Annotated in this window: 1 protein-coding gene; it reads right to left on the bottom strand. The window is 43.4% G+C overall.

Annotated elements, in window-relative coordinates; genetic code table 11:
* Positions 1-162 precede the first annotated feature (162 nt).
* The coding region (locus A9479_RS19465; protein ID WP_064664331.1) for an elongation factor Tu at positions 163-948 on the bottom strand (786 nt) is incomplete at its 5' end.

The raw sequence follows: 948 nt of genomic DNA, 5'->3' as shown, positions 1-948 counted from the left end.
TTTTTTCGTATTAATTAGCTAGGCTAATTATTACTCGTTGAACGTTGCTACAAAGCACCTACGCCTAAGGTAACTGCGCCACCTTCACATGATGTAAATCGCAGCCATTAAAAAAGGCCACCTAAGTGACCTTTTTCTAACAATTAACTTAAACGTTAATTATTACTCTACGATAGTTGCTACAACACCAGCACCTACAGTACGGCCACCTTCACGGATAGCGAAACGAAGACCTTCGTCCATCGCGATTGGCGCGATTAGCGTTACAGTCATCTTAACGTTATCACCAGGCATTACCATTTCTACGCCTTCTGGTAACTGTACGTCACCTGTTACGTCAGTTGTACGGAAGTAGAACTGTGGACGGTAACCTTTGAAGAATGGAGTATGACGACCACCTTCATCTTTCGAAAGTACGTATACTTCTGAAGTGAATGTAGTGTGTGGCTTGATTGAACCAGGCTTAGCTAGTACTTGACCACGTTCAACGTCTTCACGCTTAGTACCACGTAAAAGTGCACCAATGTTCTCACCAGCACGACCTTCGTCAAGAAGCTTACGGAACATCTCAACACCAGTACAAGTAGACTTAGTCGTCTCTTTGATACCAACGATTTCAACTTCGTCGTTCACGTTGATGATACCAGCTTCAACACGGCCAGTTACAACAGTACCACGACCTTGGATTGAGAAAACGTCTTCGATAGGCATGATGAATGGCTTATCGATGTCACGCTCTGGCTCTGGAATGTAAGTATCTAGTGCTTCTGCAAGCTCTACGATTTTAGCTTCCCATTGCTCTTCGCCTTCAAGTGCTTTAAGTGCAGAACCTTGAATTAGTGGTAAGTCATCACCTGGGAAGTCGTATTCAGAAAGAAGTTCACGAACTTCCATTTCTACTAGCTCAAGTAGCTCTTCATCATCAACCATGTCACATTTGTTCATGAA

The sequence above is a fragment of the Pseudoalteromonas sp. MQS005 genome (assembly GCF_001661605.1).
Lineage (GTDB): Bacteria > Pseudomonadota > Gammaproteobacteria > Enterobacterales > Alteromonadaceae > Pseudoalteromonas > Pseudoalteromonas tetraodonis.
Note: the sequence above shows the minus strand (reverse complement) of the source record. Positions and strands in the feature narration are given on the sequence as shown.